This window comes from Flavobacterium sp. (genome assembly GCF_036782315.1).
In the GTDB taxonomy this organism is placed as follows: Bacteria; Bacteroidota; Bacteroidia; order Flavobacteriales; family Flavobacteriaceae; genus Flavobacterium.
On record NZ_DAIPZK010000006.1, the window covers coordinates 72,844 to 91,916 of the forward strand.

Sequence of the window (19,073 nt, forward strand, 5' to 3'; positions counted from 1 at the left end):
AACAAACTCGTAAAGTGTAGAAATATGATTTATATCATACTATTGCTTTACTAGGCAATATTTTCTACGGTTTCAATTTGAGGAACATACTTTTTAATTGTGGTTTCCACACCAGCTTTCATGGTACTGATGCTTAAGCTACAATTTGTACATGCTCCTTCTAAACGAACTTTAACATGTTTGTCTTCAATAATTTCTATTAATGAAATGTTGCCACCATCGGAATTCAAAAATGGACGAATTTCATCTAATGCTTTTTCAACATTCTCCTTTATTTCTAGTGTAGTCATATTTTTAATGTGTCAATTTTTCAATGTGTCGATGTGTCAATATGTTTCAATTTTTAAATTGGCTAATTGACACATGTGCTAATTGATAATTATTTTTTTACAGCAGAACAACCTGCCATTGTTGTTATTTTGATCGCTTCTGTTGGCGGTAAAGTTTCGTTACGATTTACCGTTTCTTGCACTACATTTCTTGTAATATTTTCAAAAACACCTTCTAAAACTGAAGCCGTTTGCAATGCTGCTGGACGACCATAATCACCTGCTTCACGAATACTTTGTACTAATGGCACTTCTCCTAAAAGAGGCACTTGTAAATCTTCTGCTAAATTTTTAGCTCCTTCTTTACCAAAGATATAATATTTATTTTCAGGAAGTTCTTCTGGAGTGAAATACGCCATATTTTCGATAATTCCTAAAACCGGAACATTGATAGATTCCGACATAAACATGGAAACTCCTTTTTTAGCATCGGCTAAAGCCACAGCTTGTGGTGTACTTACTACAACCGCTCCAGTAATTGGCAACGATTGCATAATTGATAAATGAATATCGCCAGTTCCTGGTGGTAAATCGATTAGCATGAAATCTAATTCGCCCCAATTGGCATCAAAAATCATTTGGTTTAATGCTTTGGCAGCCATTGGTCCTCTCCAAATCACCGCTTGATCTGGCTTTGTAAAAAATCCGATAGACAGAATTTCTACTCCATAACTTGCAACAGGTTGCATTTTTGATTTTCCGTCCACCTCAACTGAAATAGGTTTTGCATTTTCAACATCAAACATAATTGGCATTGAAGGTCCGTAAATATCAGCATCTAAAACCCCAACCTTGAATCCCATTTTAGCTAATGAAACGGCTAAATTGGCTGTAATTGTAGATTTACCTACACCACCTTTTCCAGAAGCAACTGCAATAATATTTGAAATTCCAGGGATTTGTTTTCCACGAATCAAATTAGGATTCTCAGGTTTTTCTGGTGCTTCAACTTTTATGTTTACCTTTACTTTAGCTTTTTCATATACTTTTTCGTGAATTACTTTTAGGATATCAACTTCTGCACGCTTTTTAATATGTAAAGCCGGAGTTGCTAATACCAAATCCACCACAACCTCATCTCCAAAAGTAATAACATTTTGAACTGCACCACTTTCTACCATATTTTTCCCTTCACCAGCAATCGAAATGGTTTCTAATGCAGCTAAAATTTCTTTTCTATCTAGTTTCATTTTTTTTAAGTTTATTAGTTTAATATTTTAAAGCATTTCACTTTTTATTTAAACTGAATATGAATTGCAAAGATAATAAGAACTTTATCAGTTTAAAAGTTTAAAAGTTTAAAGTTTTTATAATTTGATAGTTAGAATCTATTGAAACAAAAAAAGCAACCTTTAATTAGAGATTGCTTTTTTAAACTAACTGAAAATTGATTTATTAATATTGTAAAAACAGATTAAAATTGATTTCAACGTTGTCATTTACGACTACCATACCTAATAATTTTTTTGGAGATTTTAATTGAAAATCTTTGATGTTTAGTTTTAAAATCCCTTTTACGTTGCCGCTGTTTGGGTTGAAAGTAACAGGAACCAAATAATCTTTTTCTACTCCTGCCATTTTTACATTTAATTTTGCAATCAAATCTTCTTTCAACATGTTAATTTCTTTTACATTAAGTACAATATGAGGATATTCTTCTACTTTTAATAATGATTTAAAGTCTTTTGTTATCATTTTGTGAGCACAATCAAAACCTGCGCTTTTAATAGCTAATTTAGCTCCTTCTAACTGAATTTTTGAGTTGTTTCTAGAAATTGAAACTTGTAAATCATTCTCGATAAAATCAGAATCGTATTTACATTCAAAACTATTAACATTTGATTTTCCCTTAATAATTACTTCACTTTTATTGGTTATTTTAACCTTAGACTGATTTTTAGAGAAACCAAAACTCAAAAGAATAAAAACTGCTATTATACCTATTGTTTTCATAATCTGAAAATAAAAGCGAAAAGCAATTTAGCCTTCCGCTTTTAAGTTTACTTATTTTATTTTAGAAACTAATCACTGCCTCAGCAACAAATCCACTAAATTTACCTCCATCTAAAATATTTCCAGTTGCAAATCCTTCATATTTTTGAGTTACATATTCCACTTTAGCTAAAATGTTTTTTGTCATAAACCAACCGCCACCAATGTTGAATCTTGTAATATCGATATCTTTACCTGAAACATCTTCAGCTGATACTGTGTTGTAACGACCTCCGAAGTAGAAATTCTCATTATTTCCAAATCTATATAACAATTCCGCTCCGTATTGAGATGCTTTTCTTCTATCAGTTTCGTTAATGTTTTTACCGTTTGTTAATTCTAACATTCCAAAGAACTCTAAACCTTTATATTTAACAAATGGGTTAAACATAATTGCAGTTAATTTATTATTAAAATTAGGGTTATAACGTCCTGTAGTAAATACATTTGCTCCAGTTGTTGCCACAGGTGGTGTTCCTGTTGTTGGTGGTGCCATTACAAAGTAATATCTTGATCCGGCTCTATCTCCAGCATATAAATAAGTTCGTGTTGCCCAAGCTGTATTATATAATGATCCTGTAAATCTAACTCTTAAATCAGTATTAATTTGTTTGTCGTAACCTAATTTAGCAACAACAGAAGGACTTGGATTTCCATTTACTACATCGTCTTTTACATCTTGATTTAATTTAGTGTTAGTTGTTCCTAACATTGCTAAAAAACCATTTTTTCTGTAATAAACTTCTGCCCCTACCTCAGTTGTAAAAGAATCCATAATATAATTCCCTACAAAAGGATTGTATAAAGCTTGTGCATTATCTGTTCTTCTAAAGTGTGCATCACCATAATTAGTCTCCATATGTCCAAACATAATCGTTACATTTTTCATTAAATCAGAAGCCAAACCTTCTTTAATGAAATCTAAGTTGTCAATTTGGAAATAACCACCTTTTACATAAGGTTCTGGATGGTGACGAGAAGATAGATATGTTCTTAAATGCATTCTAAGTCCTTTTGCTAAAGCGACATCTAAATCCAAATTAGCAGTAGCCAAATTAAAATTATTTGTAATTGGAATTAAAGCAGCGGCTCCAGTAGCATTTTCATGATCAATTGCTTGATATTGCAATGTTGAAGCTCCTCCCACTCTTACTTTTACACCATCAAAAGTAGATGCTGTATCTTTTGGACTTTCAAAAACATTAATCCCTCTTTTATCGGGTTGTCTGAAATTGTCTAAATCTCTATTTTGAGCCTGAATGCCTGTTCCAAGACCTAAGGCCGCTATTACTAACGAAAATTTAATAAATGTTCTCATGACTTAATTTTTTAATATTTGTTTTAGTTATAAGTTCTTATTTGTGTTTAATTGTATGTTACTTTAAAATCAATTGTTACTTCTTTTCCTGTTTTTATAGTACCCATTAATGCTGTAGGGGGTTTAATCTCAAAGACGGTCATGTCAATTTTTGTTTTTCCAGAAAAAATGGCTTTTTTCCCTACGATTTTAACTGTAAATGTTTGATTAATTCTTTTAGTAACACCGGCTATTGTTAAGTCACCTTGTGTTTCCACCACAAAACTACCTGCTGCTGTTTCACTAATTTTTGCAACATTTACTAATTTGTAATTAATGGTTTTGTACGTTTTGCTTTTTAAAGCTTTAAATGTATTTTCATCCATTCCGCTTTTACCGCTTTTTAATTGTTCTACTTCAACTGCAAAATCTAAACTTTTTATTGCTGTTAAATCTGCTCCATCAATTACAAAAGCAGCTTTTCCACTCATTGCTTTAGCTTCTATTTCCCAGTCATGAAGATTTGAAGTTCCAAATACGGTTAATTTACTCTCGGGTAAGATTACTTTAGACTCTTGAGCGACTAATGTGTTAGAATAACTTATCACTAGTAAAAGTGTAAGTAATGCTCCGAACTGTGTTTTTAATTTGCTCATAATACCAAAATTTTATCGAACTATTAATTGTATTAATTTTATAGGACAAATTTCGGACGAAAAAAAAACGTGCAACATGACAATTGTCACGTTTAATTGAAAAGTTTAGTATTATTTTAAGAAAGGCTGAACTTTAGAATAGAAGACAAAAAACTAAAAATAATCGTTATTTATTAGGTTTAGGTTCCCAAAAATGGGTATCAAAATTAACAATTTGATTATCAATTATTTTGATACCTTCATTTTCTAAAAGTTGTTGCATCAGATTTGTGCCTTCAAAGTGATGTTTACCAGAAAGCATTCCAATTCTATTGACAACTCGATGCGCAGGTACATCTTCTAAGTTATGAGATGCATTCATGGCCCAACCCACCATTCGGGCAGAACGAGCGGCTCCAAGTGCTTTTGCAATAGCTCCATAAGAAGTTACTTTCCCTTCTGGAATTTGGCGAACGATCTCGTAAACACGTTCAAAAAAGTTGTCGTTATTTGAAGTTGAATTTTTCAAATATTAAAAAAACATCTTATACAAGGAAGAAATAGCAACAATTCCAGTTAATGCCGCAATTAAGAAATTGATATTTTGGACTATAAAAGTAAGCTTATGTTCAATTTTCTTGAAGAATTTGGCATACAAATAAAACACAAAATAGGTTCCTAAAGCTGCCGAAAAGGCAAATAAAAGAATTGAAATGATATCATATTGAAATAATTCTTTTGAAGCCATCATTAAGCTAGTTAGAGCATACCATGGAATTGCAAACATATTAAAAGAAGATAATGCCATTCCGTAAAGAAAACGATTTCTTTTTTTATCAATCTTCACTTCAATTTCTTTTTTCTTTTTGGCATTTAATCCCATGATGAAAAAAGCAACAGTTAATCCAATAAAAATAATTGTTCCTATTTTTTTTAATCCTTCACTAAAAATTGGGTTGGCATCTAAAAATTTAGCAAAATAAGTTCCTAAAAAACTTTGAATAAAAACCACAACTACGGCTCCAAAAGCAAAATTTAAAGCTTGTTTTTGACTTTCTTTAATACTGATTTTTGCAATTGTCATATTCAACATACCCGGAATGATGATTCCTACAATAGAAATTATCAACCCTAAAAAAATAGCCAAAAGAAATGTCATAACTTGATTTTTACCAAAAGTAAGGAAGAATATTGAAATGAATGTAACAAAAATTACTTAATTCTGAATTTAATATAGGTAATTGGCTTGTTTACTTCTAAATATTGACTTTCGTAAAACGTTTGAATTCCTGTTACTTCTGCTGGTGCTCCTTCGTTTTTGTAAATGTTATGGTTGGCATAAATTACTTCATGACCTAAACCATGTAATAATCCTAATGTATAACCATGCATAAATTCTGAATCTGTTTTTAAATGCATCAATCCGTTTGGTTTTAGGATTTTTTTGTATCGTTCTAAGAAGTCAGCATTCGTCATTCTGTGCTTCGTTCTTTTGTATTTGATTTGCGGATCTGGGAAAGTAATCCAAATTTCAGACACTTCATTTTCAGTAAAAATATGATGGATTAACTCAATTTGTGTTCTCACAAAAGCCACATTATTCATACCAGTTTCAACGGCTGTTTTCGCACCACGCCAAAATCTTGCACCTTTGATATCAATTCCAATGAAGTTTTTTTCAGGAAATCTTTCGGCTAATCCAACAGAGTATTCTCCTTTTCCACAACCTAGTTCTAATACAATTGGATTATCATTTTTAAAGAAATCGCTACTCCATTTTCCTTTCAACGGAAATTGATCTCCTACCACTTCTTCTCTTGTTGGTTGGAACACATTAGTAAACGTTTCGTTTTCTTTAAATCGCTTTAATTTGTTTTTACTTCCCACTTCTAAATTTATTTTGGGCAAAATTAAGCAAATAATTAGGACCACAAATAAACTTTTAATAATGTTTCAATAACCTTAACATTAGATACGTTTTAGTCTTTTGCTTAAAATTTATATTTTGAAGAAGCGTAAAGTTGAAGTGGCTGTTATTTCTGATGTTCATCTTGGAACTTATGGTTGCCATGCCAAAGAATTATTAGATTATTTGTCTTCGATAAAACCTAAAACTTTAGTGCTGAATGGCGATATTATTGATATTTGGCAATTTAGAAAATCTTATTTTCCCTCGAAACATTTAGAGGTGGTTAAGAAGATTATTTCGATGAGTACCAAAGGGACAAAAGTTTATTACATTACAGGAAATCATGATGAATTTCTTAGAAAATTTACCGATTTACATATGGGAAACATCAGTTTAATTGACAAACTCGTATTGGAGTTAGACCATAAAAGAGCTTGGATTTTTCATGGTGATGTTTTTGATGCTTCCATAACACAAGCAAAATGGTTAGCAAAATTAGGTGGTTGGGGTTACGATATGCTTATTTTAATTAACCGATTTATCAATTGGGTTTTAGCCCGATTTAACAAAGAACCCTATTCACTTTCCAAGAAAATTAAAAATAATGTGAAATCTGCTGTTAAATTTATTACTAACTTTGAAAATGTTTGTGTGGATTTGGCAATAGAAAACGGCTACGATTATGTAATTTGTGGTCATATTCATGAACCTAAAATTGAGTTTATGGAAAATGAAAAAGGACAAACATTTTATTTGAATTCAGGAGATTGGGTTGAAAATTTAACCGCATTAGAATACAATAACAAAAAATGGAAATTATACCAACATGATAGAAGCTATAATTCGAATGAAAATGAATATAATTTTGAAGATGAAAATAAATTAGCTGAACAATTCATTGCGGTTTTGAAAAAATAAATGAAGAAAAAAATACTCATAGCGCCATTAAACTGGGGTTTAGGACATGCCACACGATGTATTCCAATTATAAAAGCATTAGAAGAAAATGGTTTTGAACCCATTATTGCTTCTGACGGAGTAGCTTTAGCTTTATTAAAAAAAGAATTTCCAAAACTAATTAATATTGAATTGCCAGCATATAACATTAAATATGCTGAAAAAGGCAAAAACTTCAAATGGAAATTGGCACTTCAAATCCCAAAAATGATTTTGGCTATTAAAAAAGAAAAATCAAAAATTAATAAGATTGTTGAAAATTACGAAATTGATGGTGTAATTAGTGATAATCGGTTAGGAGTATACTCATCAAAAGTACCTTCTATTTTTATTACGCATCAATTGAATGTACTTTCAGGAAAAACCTCTTGGTTAACAACTAGATTACATTCGCGTTATATTTCAAAATTTGATGCTTGCTGGGTTCCTGATGTTTCTGGTGCAGAAAATTTATCTGGAAAATTAGGTCATCCTGTAACAATGATGGATAACGTTTCTTATATAGGTCCATTAAGTCGCATTGAAAAAAAATCACTACCAATTAAATATGACATTATGGTCTTATTGTCTGGACCAGAACCACAACGCACTTTAATGGAAGAGAAACTCATCAAAGAATTAGAAAGCAGTAACAAAGAAATTCTTTTCGTAAAAGGAATTGTAGAATCACAACAACAAATTGAGAAAGTAAATTCGATTACCTATTACAATTTCATGAATTCGGAACAGTTAAGCACTGCTTTTAACGAAAGTGAATTTGTGGTTTGCCGTTCAGGTTATACAACGGTCATGGATTTGGCAAAATTGGAGAAAAAAGCGTTTTTTATTCCGACGCCAGGGCAATACGAACAAGAATATTTGGCTAAAAAATTTAAATCGGAAATTGTAGCACCTAGTTGCAAACAAGAGAAATTCAAAGCTTCCAAACTGGAAAAAATTCATTTTTATAAAGGATTTAAAGATTTTTCGGTAAACCCGAATTGGAATGAATTATTTCGTCTTTTCTAAAGTAAATGAAAATTCTGAACCTATTCCAATTTGGCTTTCTACATAGATTTTTTCATCGTGACCTTCGATGATGTGCTTCACAATTGCTAATCCCAAACCAGAACCGCCTTCGCTTCTTGCTCCACTTTTATCTACACGGTAAAAACGTTCAAACAATCGTGGAATATTTTGTTTGGCAATTCCTTCTCCGTTATCGGTAATTCTAACGATTACTTTATTTTTGGTTAAATCTTCGATACCTACTTCGGTAGTTCCTCCTTTTTTACCGTATTTGATGGAATTTACTACTAAGTTCGTTACTACCTGTTGGATTTTTTCTTGATCCGCCATTACCCAAATAGGTTTGGGATATTTCATATCAAAAGTCAATGTAATATTCTTGTTTGCAGCTTTCATTTCAAACAAATCAAACACGTTTTGAATTACCTCAACAATATTAAAACGAGTTACTTCTAGATTGATTTCGCCTACTTCTAATTTGGTAATCATATCCAAATCTTTCACGATATAAATTAGGCGTTCTACTCCTTTTTCTGCACGTTCTAAATACTTTTTCCGAATATTTTTGTCATCCATTGCGCCATCTAAAAGTGTTAATAAATAGCCTTGAATGGTAAAAAGAGGTGTTTTTAATTCGTGCGAAACGTTTCCCAAGAATTCTTTTCGGTATTCTTCTTTGATTTTTAAGGTTTCAATTTCTAATTTTTTATCTCGAGCAAATTTTTTCACTTCTCTTGTTAAAGTTGCCATATCAGTAGTTACGGGTTGGTTTACATAAGAAGTATTTTCCAACAACGAAACATCATCATATATTTTCTTTACTTGCTTATAAATGAAATGTTCTACTCTAAATTGAATTAGAAAAAAAGTGGCTACATAAAAAATTATCGAAAAAGCTGTTACAAAAACTAAATTTAAAGATTGAATAAAAAAATGATATAAAAAAATAGTCGCTAAAAAGAACAAGGTTACATATAACGATGACTTTAAAGCGAACTTATAAGATTTTTTAAATTTTAATTGCATTAAAACTCGATTTTATATCCTACTCCTTTAATGGTTTTAAAGAAGTTATCTCCAATTTTTTCTCTTAATTTTCTAATGTGAACATCGATAGTTCTTCCTCCAACTACAACTTCGTTACCCCAAACTTTGTCTAAGATTTCTTCGCGAGTGAATACTTTCCCAGGTTTTGTAGCTAATAAATAGAACAATTCAAATTCTTTGCGAGGCAAAATGATTTCTTCACCATCTTTGATAATTTTGTATTCCTCTCTGTTGATTTCGATATTTCCTACCGTTAAAGTTGTCGTTGACGAAACACCTTCAACACCTTTTAATCTTCTTAATAATGCTTGTACTTTACTTACCAAAACTTTTGGCTTGATGGGTTTTGCAATGTAATCGTCAGCTCCAGCGTCAAAACCAGCTACTTGCGAATAATCTTCAGAACGAGCAGTTAAAAAAGTAATGATTGTATCTTGAAGTTCTGGAATTTTCCTGATGTTTTCACAGGCTTCCATTCCGTCCATTTCGGGCATCATGACATCCATAATAATTAAGTGCGGCTGTTCTTTTTTTGCTTTTGTTATAGCTTCCTTTCCATTTGAAGCCGTTACAATTTGATAGCCTTCTTGAGAAAGATTATACCCTACAATCTCTAAGATATCTTGCTCATCATCAACCAATAAGATCTTAATGTCTTTTTTCTTCATTACAAAATTTGTTATGTTTTGGTTTGTAAAGGTAAAGATAAAATAAAATGTTCAAAGGAGTTTACAATTATTTAATCTATTAACAATTCGGTAACGCATTAGCAACTAATTCATAACAGGCAAGTAACTTTACTATAACACTTCAGCAGTTCCTTTGCACCAAAATTTAACAACATAACATGAAACTACGTTTTTTATTATTGTCATTATTCTTTTCGGTAGCAATGTTTGCTCAAAATGGAACTGTAACTGGAACTATTTTAGACAAAGAATTTAACAACGAACCTTTAGCTTTTGCTAACATAATAGTTAAAGGAACCAAACAAGGAACTTCTACAGATGTAAATGGAAAATATTCTATTTCATTAAAACCAGGAAGCTATACATTAGTAATTGGATATTTAGGATATGAAACAAAAGAAATACCATTTACAATTAAAGCAAATGAGAAAAAAGTAATTAATTACACACTAGAACCAAGTGGAGTGCAATTAAACGATGTTGAAATTGTTCAAGTGGTTTCAAAAGAAAAAGAAAGCGCTTTATTACAAGAACAATTAAAAGCGGTTGAAATTAAACAAAGCATTGGAGCTCAGGAAATGTCTAGAAAAGGGATTAGCAATGTTGAAACCGGTTTAACAAAAGTGACTGGAATTACAAAAGTAGAATCGAGAGGGCTTTTCATTAGAGGTTTAGAAGATCGTTATAATAATTTATTGATTAATAACTTAGCAGTTCCTTCAAATAGTCCGTTTAAGAAAATCATCCCTTTAGATTTATTTCCAACTGATATTGTAGGATATATGGATATTTTCAAAACATTTAATCCAAATGTCTATGGAGATTTTGCTGGAGCCACTATCGATATTAATACAACACAACCCACAGAAAGTTATACTAAGATCAGTTATGGAGTGGGTTATGTAACTAACAATAATATGCGCGATTTTTTAATATCTTCTGATGCTGATAATTCTAAAAGTTTTTTTGGATTTGGTGGGCAAGAAAGAGCGTTACCTTCTGGATTTGGATCAATACCAAACGGACAAATCAATAACAATTTTGAATCGACATGGAATGTAAATAAAATTAGTTCTCCTCTAAACACTAGCTTTGGAGTAACACACGCTAATAAATTTGATGTCGGAAAAAAACCTTACCGAATGTATTATTTTATTTCTGCTAATTTTGATAATAAATATCAATATAGAGAGGGAATTGACAGAATATTTCAAAACGGTCAAGGTATATATCAAAATGATTTAAGAAAATCTCAATACAAATTTGGAACACAAGCTTCTGCTTTATTTTCACTAAACTTTAAATCAGATAGATTAAAGATAACTACTAATTCTTTATTTATAAAAGCTACAGAAAACCTAATTCAAGATCAAAGAGGTTTTACTGGAGGTTTAGTTCAAAACAATGAACTTATAAGATTAAACCAATACGACGAATCAAATTATTTTGCAAATCAAATTCAATCGGAATATAAATTATCTAAAGATGGTAAACACTCATTAAAAGGTGGTTTATCGTATACAAGAACAAAATTTAATCAACCTGACAGAAAATTTATCAACGGAACAATAGTTAATGAAGAAGATATTGAAGTGCGTTTTGGAAGTAATAATTTTATACGTCAATTTTTAGATGTTGAAAACAATTTTCACATGTCTGGTTTAATGGAATACAACTATAAATTTGGTAAAAACGAAGACAAACAAAACAAAATTGCATTCGGTTATAACGGATATGCAGAATACATGAAAACTTCCTATCGCTTTATTGCTGGTTTGCCAAACAATGCAAATTTACCCGCTAGTATTGTTAATGTAAATAATATTGATTCTTTTGTTCAAAATGCAATAGCCAATAATGAGATTTCATTTAGAGAAGAAACAGGTGGAGAATATAAAACTAAAATTAACAACCGAGTAGATGGTTTTTATGGGAATATCACTTATAATATTGCTCCTAAACTAGAACTTAATGTTGGACTAAGAGCCGAAAACACAATTAGAGATTTGAAATACAGAAAAATCATTGATCCAATCGGGAGTCCTTACAGAAAAATTGAAACAAACCAGTTAGACATTCTACCTTCATTAAACTTAAAATATGCTGTAAGTGAAACAAAAAATATAAGATTCGCAGCAAGTAGAACAATAACACGTCCTGTACTTTTCGAATCTTTACCAATTACCTATATAAACGCAGATGGTACGTCAGAAAGAGGAAATGAATTACTTGTAAATAGTACAAACAACAATGTTGATTTAAAATTTGAAGTCTTTCCAACAAAAGATGAAATATTCGCAGTAACAGCTTTTGGTAAATACATTGAAAATCCAATTGAGCGTACATTTGATAATGCTTCAAGTAGTCAACAAGTTGCATATTACAATAACAAATCAGCTACTCTTTTAGGTTTAGAATTTGAAACTATTCTTCAATTAAGCAGATTAAATTACAATTTAAAAGGAGCGTCTTTTGGATTCAATACTTCTATTATGCACACAGAAGCTATTGCTGAAACAAATAGAGGAGAAAATGGTGCTTACTTTGACACATTTGAAAAACGTCAATTACAAGGAGCATCCAACTGGTTAGTGAATGCCGACTTGAAATATGATTTTAAATTTTCTGAGAAATGGACAAATACTGCAACTCTAGTTTATGGAGTATATGGAGAGAGAATTTACGCAGTAGGAATCGCGGGATTAGATCATGTTTATGAAAAACCTTTTCATAAATTAGATTTGATTTGGAGTCAAAATATAAACAAAGCATGGGATGTAAAATTATCAATCGATAACTTATTGAATCCAACATACGAGAGAGTATTGGGTGATGAAAGTCAAATTCCTGTATCTGAAAATTCTTTAACAGTACAAAGCTACAAACGCGGAACTGGATTCTCATTAGGAGCCTCTTATAAATTCTAAAAGATAGAGCAGCATAAGCTGCTCTTCTTGTTTACATTTAATCAACATTTCATTTACTTTTTTGTGATATTAAAATAATTATTAAATAATACAACCGAAACGTTCAGAAAACAAAGCGATAGTAAGTTTGTATCAAATATTTAAAACAACAAAACTATTAAGATTATGAAAAAAATTTTATTAAGCTTATCAATTTTAGCTACAATATTCACTAGTTGCTCAACAAGTGATGATGAAGGAACTGTTCAACCTGTAGAGGGAGAAATATCGGGTTCTGCAACAACAAACAGAACATTTGCATTTGGTAACTATACTTTAAATGGAATCTACACAATTGAGAACGGAGTAACAGTAACTTTTGATGCTGGTTCTACAATTACTGCAAACGGAGCCAATGGCGTTGATGCTATATTAGTAAAAAATGGCGGTAAATTAATAATGAATGGTACTGCTTCTCAACCAATTGTTTTAACAGAAAGTTCTCAAACTCCTGGATCTTGGGGTGGTATTATTATGTATGGAGATGCTCCAATTAATGGTGCAGGGGGAACTTCGACTAAAACTTCAGAAGACGGATTAAACTTAACATATGGAGGAACAAATGCTGCTCATAATGGTGGTATTTTACGTTATGTAAGAGTAGAGTTTGCAGGTAAAAAAATTACAGATGGAACAAGTGAAATGAATGCTTTTTCATTTTATTCTGTTGGAACTGGAACAATTTTAGAAAACTTAGTAGCATATAAAGGTGCTGATGACGGATTTGAATTTTATGGCGGAACTGTTAGCGCTTCTAACCTAATTTCTTACGGAAACTATGATGACTCTTTTGACTGGCAAGATGGATGGAGAGGTCAAAACAATTCCAATTGGTATGCTTACCAAACAGGGACTGGAAACTTTGGAATGGAAATCGAAGCTTCAAATAACAACAACGCATATTGGCCTGTTGTAGCTAATATTACCTTAAAAAGAGCAGCAGGTACAAACACAGAAGGAGGTTCTTCAGCTGCTGAATATGATGCAATCCAATTTAAAAAGCAAGGTAATGGAGATTTTACAAACATTGTAATTTCTGGTTATACCACTGCTGGCGCTACAGCAGTAAGAATTCAAGACGCAGCTACAAGCACCGATCAAGTTACTGGAAATAAAATTAAATTAACAACAGTTAAGATTAATGATGGCACATCAGAATTTGCAGGAGCTGGTTCGGTAAGTGTATCCTTCCCTTCTGGACAATATACCACTAGTAATGCTGCTACTGGAGCAACTATTACTAACGGCGCATGGTCTACTGTTGGAGGTATGTCTTTATTACAATAAGTACTTTTAAAATCAATTAAATCCCTCTACCTGAGGGATTTTTTATTTGGCACCATAATTGGTATATTTTTTATATCTTTGTAATTGTATTTAGGTTGAACATGAAAAAAAATTACTTATATATTTTTATTCTAATGTTTTTGTTTTCTTTTAGTCTTCAGGCTCAAGAAAACAAATCTTCTGTTGCAACCAAAATTCAAGAACCTACAATTGAAGGCTTATCCATTTACCCAAACCCTGTTAATACTGGTAAGATTTACATTACCTCAAAATCTTCGTTAGACAAAAAGGTAGAAATTTTTAATGTTTTAGGTAAAAAAGTACTAGAAACCGCCATTACTTCAAAAGAAGTAAATGTGAGTAGCTTAGCTGCTGGTGTTTATATTATCAAAATTAAAGAAGGCGACGCCACAGCTACCAGAAAACTCATAATCAACTAGTTATTTACCATTAAGTAAAAAAATTAATTTAAACTTAACATATTTTTCTTAGTAAGAAAATTAATTTGTTTTGTATCTTTGTACCATAAATTAAAAAATGACAAAATGAAAAAACTTTACACTTTATCTATTGCATTCATTTCTTTAATAAGCTTTGGACAAACGTATATTCCTTTTTCTGGAACTGGAGCTTTAAATGCAAATGGATGGACAACACATAGTGGAACTGCTGGACAATTAACGATTCTTACAACTCCAAGTGATAATGGAAGTAGTTTAGCATATCCCGGTTTGTTAGCTTCAACAGGAAATAGAACGTCAATGGTTGCAGGCAATGGAGAGGATGTGAATTTCCCTTTAACATCTTCTTTAACAGGAACTATTTACTTTTCGAGTTTGGTAAAAGTATTAGATGACACTCAATTAACGGCAAATGCTACAACAGGAGACTACGGTTTAGCTCTTACTTCAGTAGCAAGCGCATCAACAACAGCTTTTCAAGGAAGAATTTACTTCAAAAAAGGATCTACTACAGGTACTTTTTTAGTTGGTGTTTTGAATAATAGTGGAGGAACTGCAACTCCAACATTTATATCAACAGATTTATCAATCAACACAACTTATCTTTTTGTTGTAAAATATGATTTAGCAACAAACACAGCAAGCCTATTTGTTAATCCAACACCAGGATCTACCGAACCTGCTGCAACAGTAACTAACGTTACAGGAACAACCGCTGCGCCAGCTCAAATTGCTGGATTTGTGATTCGTCAAGGTGGTAATGCTACAGCTGGTACTGGTAATATTGAAATCGACGAAATTAGAGTAGCTAATACTTGGGCTGCTGTTACTCCGCAAGCAGTAGCTAGCACAAATTCAAATTCAATTCCAGGTTTAACAATGTATCCAAACCCATTATCAGGAAATACATTATTTATTACTTCAACTGCTAATGCAGAAATGAATGTGAAAATCTATAATGTGTTAGGTAAAGAAGTGTTATCAACAAAAGTTAACAATACTACAGTTGATGTAAGCAATTTAGCTTCAGGTGTATATATGGTTAAAATAACAGAAGAAGGTAAAACTGCTACTAGAAAATTAGTTATTAAATAAAATAATCTCACAAGACACATAAAAAGCACTAACAAATGTTAGTGCTTTTTTATTTATCGGAAATATCAAACACTTCATCGAAAAACTAAAAAAATTCTGTCTTTTCTTACAAAACATTATAAATTTGCAAGAAAAATAATCTAATAACAAAAAAATGAAAAAAAACTACTCTCTTTTACTATTGACATTATTATTTTCAACAATAGTATCTCAAGCACAAACTTCCTTTGCGGGTTGGAATTTTGACTTAAGCACATTAAACCCTTCTTCAGGAACAGGAACTTTGAGTTTTGTAGGTGGATGCGGAAGCCCTATTTACGTTAACAATGCAGGAACTCAAGCTCTAGGATTCGCAGATTTCCCTTTGGTAAATGCTGGTTCTGGTACAGCAGGAATTCAATTTGCAACTAGCACAGTTGGTTATATTGGAATTACAGTAACTTTCGACACTTATGGCCACAATCAATCTTCAAAATGGCAACAATATCAATATACCATTGACGGAACAAATTGGTTAATTTTAGGAAACAATAACGGCGGATTAACATCAAGCTTTTTACCTGTTACTTTAACATTTCCTGCAACCTGTGACAACAATCCTAACTTTGCATTTAGAGTGGTATCTATTTTTAACCCAAATGGAGGAACACAATACGAGCAAGTTCAAGGTGGTGGGTACAACGGAAGCAATGGTAAATGGTACTTTGATAATGTAGCAGTAAAGTATTCTACACTTAGCACAAATTCAAACCAAATTGAAGGTTTAACAATGTATCCAAACCCATTATCAGGAAATACATTATTTATTTCTTCAAATGCTAATGCAGAAATGAATGTAAAAATCTATAATGTTTTAGGCAAAGAAGTATTATCAACAAAAGTTAACAATACTGCAGTTGATGTTAGTAATCTAGCTTCAGGTGTATATATGGTTAAAATCACCGAAGAAGGAAAAACTGCTACAAGAAAATTAGTTATTAAATAATTTAGATGCTGAAATATCCCGAAGCTTCGGGACAGCATGATAAGAATAGAGAAAAGCATCAACGAAAGTTGGTGCTTTTTTAATTATGACCAATTTGTTTGTTATTTTTGCAATATGATTTCACAAGAAGATATTTTCCAAATTGGCTCAAAAAAAGAATTTGAAAAAATTACTTTAAAAGTATTTCGTCATCAGTACGATACTAATTTGGTGTACCAACAATTTTGCAACTTCTTAAAGAAAAACAAAACAAATGTGAAATCGTTAACCGAAATCCCATTTTTACCGATTCAGTTTTTTAAAAGTCATAACGTTTTAAGTTCATCTGAACCAGTAGAACAAATTTTTACAAGTAGTGGTACAACCGGAATGCAAACCAGCAAACATTTAGTTACCGATGTAAGTTGGTATGAAATGAGTTATCGCTTAGGCTTTTCAGAATTCTACGGAAATATTGAAGATTATTGCGTTTTAGCTTTACTTCCTTCCTATTTAGAGCGCGAAGGTTCTTCCTTGATTTATATGGTGGAAGATTTAATTCAAAGCAGTAATCATACAGATTCTGGGTTTTATTTGCATAACCATAATGAACTTTTGCAGAAAATAGAAAAACTAAACAAAGAAGGACAAAACACGATTCTTATCGGAGTAACTTATGCTTTATTAGACCTAATCGAATATGCGCAAGCTACTTCATTTCCGCTTACGGAATTAGGAGGCAACCTCATCATCATGGAAACTGGTGGTATGAAAGGCAAACGAAAAGAAATGATTCGTGAAGAATTGCATTCGCTTTTATGCAATGGATTTGGAGTTTCTAAAATTCACTCCGAATATGGTATGACGGAATTACTTTCGCAAGCGTATTCTCTTGGTGATGGTGTTTTCGAATGTCCGCCATGGATGCAAATTCTTATTCGCGATACCGAAGATGCCTTAACTTATGTTTCCGAAGGAAAAACAGGCGGAATTAACGTTATTGATTTAGCCAATATCAATTCGTGTTCGTTTATTGCTACTCAAGATTTGGGCAAAAAACATCCCAACCATTCTTTCGAAGTGTTGGGACGTTTTGATCATTCTGATATTCGTGGTTGTAATTTGATGGTTATTTAACCTTTATTACGTAATAATTTTTCTTTCCTTTTTGTAATAACAAGAATTGATTATTGATTAAATCTTCTTTAGTAATGATTTTATCTTCACCCACTTTTTCTTTATTTAAAGAAATCGAGTTTTGTTTCAATTCTCTACGAGCATCACTATTAGAAGCTAAGAAGTTGGTTTTTGCTGCTAAAGCTGCAATCATATCCAAACCAGCATTCAAATCTTCCATTGAAATTTCAGCTTGAGGAACGCCATCAAACACTTCTAAAAAGGTTTTCTCATCTAACTTTTTCAATTCCTCCATTGATGGACTAAAAAAAGCATTGGAAGCAGCAATTGCATTTTCTAAATCTTCTCTAGAATGTACCATTACAGTAATTTCTTCTGCTAAACGTTTTTGTAACGCTCTTAAATGAGGCGCTTCGTTATGTTCTGCAATTAGTTTTTCAATGGTTTCTTTATCTAAGAAGGTGAAAATCTTAATGTACTTTTCAGCATCAACATCTGAAGTGTTCAACCAGTATTGGTAAAATTTATAAGGCGAAGTTCTTTCTGCATCTAACCAAATATTTCCGCCTTCAGATTTTCCGAATTTTGTTCCGTCTGCTTTTGTAATCAACGGACAAGTTAACGCATATGCCTTACCTGATTCAATTCTACGAACTAATTCGGTTCCGGTAGTAATGTTCCCCCATTGATCACTTCCTCCCATTTGCAGCGTACATTTTTTAGCACGGTATAAATGTAAAAAGTCGTAACCTTGCACTAATTGGTATGTAAATTCTGTAAACGACATTCCTTCTGAAGTTTCTCCAGTTAAACGTTTTTTAACCGAATCTTTCGCCATCATGTAGTTCACAGTAATGTGTTTTCCTACATCGCGAATGAAATCTAGAAAAGAAAATTCTTTCATCCAATCATAGTTGTTTACTAACTCGGCAGCGTTTGCTTCCGCAGAAGTAAAATCTAAAAAGCGAGCCAATTGTGCTTTAATCGCTTCTTGATTGTGACGCAAAGTAGCTTCGTCTAATAAATTTCTTTCATTAGATTTCCCTGATGGATCACCAATCATTCCGGTTGCTCCACCAACTAAAGCCAATGGTTTATGACCACTCAATTGGAAATGTTTCAACAACATTACTCCAACTAAATGTCCTATATGCAATGAATCGGCGGTTGGATCAATACCCACATACGCCACACGCATCTGCTCCATCAAATGTTCTTCTGTGCCTGGCATTACGTCGTGGAGCATTCCTCTCCAAGTCACTTCTTCAATAAAATTTTTCATGATTTTAAAATAATTTGG

General features: G+C 31.9%; 19 protein-coding genes. 8 read left to right on the forward strand and 11 right to left on the reverse strand.

The genetic code is table 11. The annotated features are described in order from the left end of the window. Window positions 1-50: 50 nt before the first annotated feature. The 8 genes from V7P59_RS06910 to trmB form a co-directional block, all read right to left on the reverse strand. Window positions 51-290, reverse strand: coding sequence for a NifU family protein (locus V7P59_RS06910; protein WP_333809423.1), 240 nt, complete (start codon window positions 288-290; stop codon window positions 51-53). An 89-nt stretch (window positions 291-379) separates the two neighbouring features. Beyond that, on the reverse strand, window positions 380-1,519 hold the full coding sequence (locus tag V7P59_RS06915) for an Mrp/NBP35 family ATP-binding protein (RefSeq protein WP_333809424.1): 1,140 nt from the start codon (window positions 1,517-1,519) through the stop codon (window positions 380-382). Window positions 1,520-1,724: 205 nt separating this feature from the next. Next, the gene (locus tag V7P59_RS06920; protein WP_333809425.1) at window positions 1,725-2,282 is read right to left on the reverse strand and encodes a YceI family protein; all 558 of its coding nucleotides are present in this window, start codon (window positions 2,280-2,282) and stop codon (window positions 1,725-1,727) included. Window positions 2,283-2,343: 61 nt separating this feature from the next. Beyond that, on the reverse strand, window positions 2,344-3,639 hold the full coding sequence (locus tag V7P59_RS06925; protein WP_333809426.1) for a hypothetical protein: 1,296 nt from the start codon (window positions 3,637-3,639) through the stop codon (window positions 2,344-2,346). A gap of 47 nt (window positions 3,640-3,686) precedes the next feature. Continuing rightward, window positions 3,687-4,274 carry a YceI family protein gene (locus V7P59_RS06930; RefSeq protein ID WP_333809427.1) on the reverse strand — a complete coding sequence of 196 codons (588 nt, stop codon included), beginning with the start codon at window positions 4,272-4,274 and terminating at the stop codon, window positions 3,687-3,689. A 166-nt stretch (window positions 4,275-4,440) separates the two neighbouring features. Next, window positions 4,441-4,782 (reverse strand): MGMT family protein, encoded by a 342-nt coding sequence (locus tag V7P59_RS06935; RefSeq protein ID WP_333809428.1) that lies wholly within the window; start codon window positions 4,780-4,782, stop codon window positions 4,441-4,443. 3 nt (window positions 4,783-4,785) lie between these two features. After that, entirely contained in the window at window positions 4,786-5,412 is a 627-nt protein-coding gene (locus V7P59_RS06940) for a LysE family transporter (protein WP_333809429.1), read from the reverse strand. Window positions 5,413-5,465: 53 nt separating this feature from the next. Continuing rightward, window positions 5,466-6,140: a tRNA (guanosine(46)-N7)-methyltransferase TrmB gene (gene trmB, locus V7P59_RS06945; protein ID WP_333809497.1), complete on the reverse strand. Its 675-nt coding sequence runs from the start codon at window positions 6,138-6,140 to the stop codon at window positions 5,466-5,468. 118 nt (window positions 6,141-6,258) lie between these two features. On the opposite strand from trmB, the gene V7P59_RS06950 reads away from it, so the two are divergent. Together V7P59_RS06950 and V7P59_RS06955 are read left to right on the forward strand one after the other, a co-directional pair. Further along, window positions 6,259-7,080, forward strand: coding sequence for a UDP-2,3-diacylglucosamine diphosphatase (locus tag V7P59_RS06950; protein WP_333809430.1), 822 nt, complete (start codon window positions 6,259-6,261; stop codon window positions 7,078-7,080). Then, entirely contained in the window at window positions 7,081-8,127 is a 1,047-nt protein-coding gene (locus V7P59_RS06955; RefSeq protein ID WP_333809431.1) for a glycosyltransferase, read from the forward strand. Here the strand turns inward: V7P59_RS06955 and V7P59_RS06960 are convergent. Then, window positions 8,110-9,153 (reverse strand): sensor histidine kinase, encoded by a 1,044-nt coding sequence (locus V7P59_RS06960; RefSeq protein WP_333809432.1) that lies wholly within the window; start codon window positions 9,151-9,153, stop codon window positions 8,110-8,112. The genes V7P59_RS06955 and V7P59_RS06960 overlap by 18 nt on opposite strands. Further along, window positions 9,153-9,842 carry a response regulator transcription factor gene (locus tag V7P59_RS06965; RefSeq protein WP_333809433.1) on the reverse strand — a complete coding sequence of 230 codons (690 nt, stop codon included), beginning with the start codon at window positions 9,840-9,842 and terminating at the stop codon, window positions 9,153-9,155. The genes V7P59_RS06960 and V7P59_RS06965 overlap by 1 nt, the downstream gene beginning before the upstream one ends. A 179-nt stretch (window positions 9,843-10,021) precedes the next feature. Here V7P59_RS06965 and V7P59_RS06970 point away from each other — a divergent pair, with 179 nt between their 5' ends. From V7P59_RS06970 to V7P59_RS06995, 6 genes are all read left to right on the forward strand, one after another. Continuing rightward, window positions 10,022-12,790 (forward strand): TonB-dependent receptor, encoded by a 2,769-nt coding sequence (locus tag V7P59_RS06970; protein WP_333809434.1) that lies wholly within the window; start codon window positions 10,022-10,024, stop codon window positions 12,788-12,790. A 165-nt stretch (window positions 12,791-12,955) separates the two neighbouring features. Further along, window positions 12,956-14,116: a hypothetical protein gene (locus V7P59_RS06975; RefSeq protein WP_333809435.1), complete on the forward strand. Its 1,161-nt coding sequence runs from the start codon at window positions 12,956-12,958 to the stop codon at window positions 14,114-14,116. 101 nt (window positions 14,117-14,217) lie between these two features. Then, window positions 14,218-14,556 (forward strand): T9SS type A sorting domain-containing protein, encoded by a 339-nt coding sequence (locus V7P59_RS06980; protein ID WP_333809436.1) that lies wholly within the window; start codon window positions 14,218-14,220, stop codon window positions 14,554-14,556. 105 nt (window positions 14,557-14,661) lie between these two features. After that, entirely contained in the window at window positions 14,662-15,672 is a 1,011-nt protein-coding gene (locus tag V7P59_RS06985) for a T9SS type A sorting domain-containing protein (RefSeq protein WP_333809437.1), read from the forward strand. Between the two features lie 154 nt (window positions 15,673-15,826). Then, the gene (locus tag V7P59_RS06990; protein WP_333809438.1) at window positions 15,827-16,657 is read left to right on the forward strand and encodes a T9SS type A sorting domain-containing protein; all 831 of its coding nucleotides are present in this window, start codon (window positions 15,827-15,829) and stop codon (window positions 16,655-16,657) included. A gap of 114 nt (window positions 16,658-16,771) precedes the next feature. Continuing rightward, window positions 16,772-17,773 carry a LuxE/PaaK family acyltransferase gene (locus V7P59_RS06995; RefSeq protein ID WP_333809439.1) on the forward strand — a complete coding sequence of 334 codons (1,002 nt, stop codon included), beginning with the start codon at window positions 16,772-16,774 and terminating at the stop codon, window positions 17,771-17,773. Here V7P59_RS06995 and tyrS read toward each other — a convergent pair. After that, window positions 17,766-19,055: a tyrosine--tRNA ligase gene (gene tyrS, locus V7P59_RS07000; RefSeq protein ID WP_333809440.1), complete on the reverse strand. Its 1,290-nt coding sequence runs from the start codon at window positions 19,053-19,055 to the stop codon at window positions 17,766-17,768. The two genes, V7P59_RS06995 and tyrS, sit on opposite strands and share 8 nt — an antisense overlap. Window positions 19,056-19,073: the final 18 nt, after the last annotated feature.